A 3,911-nucleotide genomic window follows, 5' to 3' on the forward strand; every position below is an offset into this window, starting at 1 on the left:
CAATTAAATACTAAAAATATCTTTATAATTTGATACTAAAGACACATAAAAATAAATATTATCTTGGATAAAATTGTTTTGAATTTACATTTACACTTATATCTGTACCATTATCACTTATAACAAGTTCAAACCTACCTGATGTACTTTGAGGAACTGGAACAGTACTTAAATAACCTTTTTCTTTAAGTGATTCTACGCTTAGAGATTCTGCTATATTTTCATCATCATTAATAGCCATACTAGCTGCGGTTACTATATTAGCTGCATTTGTATAGTCTGCATTCATCTTTGCGCTTTCTTGAACTTTACCATATTTAACTAATGCTATACTAGATATAACGCCTAAAATTGTTACTACTACAATCATTTCAACAAGTGTAAACCCTTTTCGTTTTTTATTTATCAATTAAATTTTCTCTCCTTTTAAAAGTTTTATTTAGTAAAATTTATTTTTATATTAGAAACTAGTAATTGCATCAAACATGGGGATAACCATTGATAAAATAAAAGCTCCAACAATCAATCCCATGAGTACAATTATTACAGGCTCTACAAATTTCATTATCTGCTCTATCTTATTATTTAATTCATTTTCATAAAATCTGTTTATTACATCTAGACTCTTATCTAGTTTTCCACTTTCTTCACCTGTATTTGCCATTGAAACAAATAGCTTAGGAAAAATATTTGCTAGATTCAAAGACTTACCTATACTATTTCCTTTTTTTATATAATTATTAGAAATCTTTAGTCTCTCATAAATGAATTCATTATCTATGACACTTGCTGACATGTCTATTGCATCCACTATTTGTATTCCACTACTAAGTAAAATAGACAATGCTCTTGAAAATCTGGTTGTAGCTACTAATTGATTAACTCCTTTTAAAAAAGGTATTTTGAATTTAAATGAATTAATTAATTTTTTTAGGTCATTATTCATTATAAAGAAATAAATCGTTCCTATTAAAATCAATATAAAACTAAGTATTAAATAACCTAGATGATTTGTGACTATTATAGAAATTCCTATTAAAACCTTAGTTACGAAAGGTGGTTCAATCCCATTACTGGCAAAAACCACCTGAAAATTTGGTATCACAAATATAAAGATAAATATTATTGATATTATAGATAATATGATAAGTATCATTGGATAGATTAAAATAGTTATTATTTTTGTTTTTAATTTATATTCTTTATCATAATAATTAGATAAATCGCTCATTATTACATCTAAGTTTCCACTAGTTTCTCCTGCTTTTATCATACTTATAAAAAATTTAGAAAATGTTCCTGTGATTTGAAATGATTCTGCTATGGAATTCCCCTTTTGAATATGATTTGATACTGTATTAAACAAACTTTTTACTTTTTTGCTAGATTGTCCTTCAATAATTTGAAATATCTTTGTAATTTCACATCCAGATTCTAGTAAAATACCTATCTCTTTGCAAATTACTCTAAGCTCTTTATTGCTAATCTTGTTTAATACTAAGTGAATCTTGTCTAAATTATAAAATATACTTTTAGATGATTTCATGTATTATAATTCCTTCCAAATTATATTAATTATAATTAAATAAGCTCGATATTTTCTAATTTAATATGTTAATTTTATTTTATCTAGATACGATTTACAATCGAGACTTTTAATTAAAATCGATTGTATAAAGTTTAGTTGTACTATTGAATTGAATTAAATTATTTCATTTACCACTAAACATTCTTCTAATGTTGTTATTTTTTCATTTATTAGCCTTTTACAGCTATCTTCAAATGTTATCATTCCATTTTTTCTTGCTACTTCTTTAACAATACTAGAATCTTTCATATCCCTTATACATGTTTTTATATCATCATTAATTTCTAAAATTTCATAAATTGCTGTTCTACCAAAATAACCTTTATCATTACATCTCTCACAACCTACAGCTACTTTAGTATTTACATCTCCACTAAAATCATCTTTTATCATAATATCATGACTACAATGATTACAAACTTTTCTAACTAATTTTTGAGATATCACACCTATAAGAGATGCATTTAAAAGGTATGGTGGAATTTGCATTTCCAATAGTCTAGCTATAGAAGATACTGCATCATTAGTATGCAAAGTGCTTATAACTAAATGTCCTGTTATAGCAGCTCTTACTGCTATCTTAGCCGTTTCTGCATCTCTTATTTCTCCAACCATTATTATATCTGGGTCTTGTCTTAATATAGCTCTAAGACCTACATCAAAACTCAACCCTATTTTTGAATTTACTTGTATCTGACTTATTCCATCCATCTTGTATTCTACTGGATTTTCTATAGTCATTATATTTTTATTTATGCCCTTTAAATCATTTAGTAAGGAATATACTGTAGTAGTCTTTCCGCTCCCTGTAGGTCCTGTCACTAATAATATTCCAGCTCTTTTACTTATTATACGATTTATAGAGTTTATCGCTTCTTCTGAAAATCCAAGTTCTGATTTATCTTTTAAAAAAGCATCTCTATTAAGTATTCTCAAAACAATTTTTTCACCATATACAGTTGGGATTGATGAAACTCTAATGTCAATTAAGCTATCATCTAATTTTATGTCTACTCTTCCATCTTGAGGAAGTCTTTTTTCTGTTATGTCCATTGAAGCTTTTAATTTAACAACTGTAGCTAATGCTGGATAAACATCTATTAAAAACTTTGATATTTCTTTTAACTCTCCATCAACTCTCATTCTAACTATCAAATGTTCTTTAAATGGTTCTATATGTATATCACTTGCGTTCTCTTTTATAGCTTTATCTATAAGATTTTCAAATAATCTTTTTGCATAATTTTCATCAAGTTCAAAATTATTGTAATATTTTTCTATCTTCTCACTTATAAGTTCTCTTCTTTCTTTTTTTAATATAATTTCTTTCCCCGTTGCTAATCTCAAGTCTTGTAGTGCATATATATCTTCATCTTCTATTTCTACTACTAGATTATCATCTTGAAATTCTACTGGAAATACATTATACTTTTTTGCGAGCTTTTCTGGTATTAACATTGGCAAACTGCTTTCCTCTAATATAATCTTAATCACCCTTTATATACTTTAATTTATTAGGTATTTTCAGTTTTTTCATAGAGATATTTTCTTCAGCTTTTATACTAACTTTCATTGGATAAGTACTTTGTACACTATCTAAATATTTACTACCTTTATCTATGTAACTAGATAGTTTATCTTTATCACCAATACATTTTATTTCATATGGTTGTGCTACTGGAACTCCATTTATATTTATATGGCTACCTGCAAGTACAACTTCTGAGTACTGATTAATTCTTTGACCATTTATTTCTATGTATTTTCCTCCATTTGCTTTTAATTCATTTATGACTTTCACAAGGATTTTATTGTAGTCTATGCTATTGGCAATGTTTCCTGTTTTTTCATCTATGGCATCTATACTTAATACTATTCCGCTACCATTTACATCTGAATATGAAAGACTCTCCCTAAGACTTTCTATTTTAGAGATTTCATCAGAATTCTTTTGATTTTTCTTCATTGAATTAATTTCTTTATCTAATTTATCTTTCTCTTTTGCCAGTTCTTTTATAGATTTTCTTGTTATTCTTATTTCTTTTCTTATTGACTTATCCTTACTTGTATAAACTGTTTCTTCATTGCTATAATCTCTAAATATGGTTCCAACAAGCATACCTAAAATAGTACTTGCTAGTATTATAAACACATATTGTTTTTTCATACTGTATTACTCCTTACAAATTTATTTTTATATGATAATTTTCTTTAATTAAATATTAAACATTTACATATGCTTATTATCTGAACCTCCCATGACTAAAGTCACAGGGTTCCTGCTTCATAGAATTTTGCATACTAAAATATGTCTTACCAATTC

General features: G+C 26.5%; 4 protein-coding genes. All 4 read right to left on the reverse strand.

Annotated elements, in window-relative coordinates; translation table 11 throughout:
- Window positions 1-58: 58 nt before the first annotated feature.
- The 4 genes from KGF50_RS20635 to KGF50_RS20650 all read right to left on the reverse strand — a co-directional run bounded on the left by KGF50_RS20635 (window position 59) and on the right by KGF50_RS20650 (window position 3,755).
- Window positions 59-409, reverse strand: coding sequence for a prepilin-type N-terminal cleavage/methylation domain-containing protein (locus KGF50_RS20635; RefSeq protein WP_227849793.1), 351 nt, complete (start codon window positions 407-409; stop codon window positions 59-61).
- A gap of 51 nt (window positions 410-460) precedes the next feature.
- On the reverse strand, window positions 461-1,546 hold the full coding sequence (locus KGF50_RS20640) for a type II secretion system F family protein (protein ID WP_227849794.1): 1,086 nt from the start codon (window positions 1,544-1,546) through the stop codon (window positions 461-463).
- A gap of 156 nt (window positions 1,547-1,702) precedes the next feature.
- A complete protein-coding gene (locus tag KGF50_RS20645) occupies window positions 1,703-3,046 on the reverse strand; it encodes a GspE/PulE family protein (protein ID WP_255655075.1) in 1,344 nt (447 codons plus the stop codon).
- 28 nt (window positions 3,047-3,074) lie between these two features.
- Window positions 3,075-3,755, reverse strand: a complete 681-nt coding sequence (locus KGF50_RS20650; protein ID WP_227849796.1) for a DUF881 domain-containing protein — start codon at window positions 3,753-3,755, stop codon at window positions 3,075-3,077.
- Window positions 3,756-3,911: the final 156 nt, after the last annotated feature.

Source organism: Clostridioides sp. ZZV15-6598 (assembly GCF_020657705.1).
GTDB lineage: Bacteria > Bacillota > Clostridia > Peptostreptococcales > Peptostreptococcaceae > Clostridioides > Clostridioides difficile_F.

Bases quoted from the DNA above. Each gene is read 5' to 3' on its own strand.
- KGF50_RS20645 (WP_255655075.1), bottom strand. From the start codon at position 3,046: ATGTTAATACCAGAAAAGCTCGCAAAAAAGTATAATGTATTTCCAGTA.
- KGF50_RS20650 (WP_227849796.1), bottom strand. From the start codon at position 3,755: ATGAAAAAACAATATGTGTTTATAATACTAGCAAGTACTATTTTAGGT.
- KGF50_RS20640 (WP_227849794.1), bottom strand. From the start codon at position 1,546: ATGAAATCATCTAAAAGTATATTTTATAATTTAGACAAGATTCACTTA.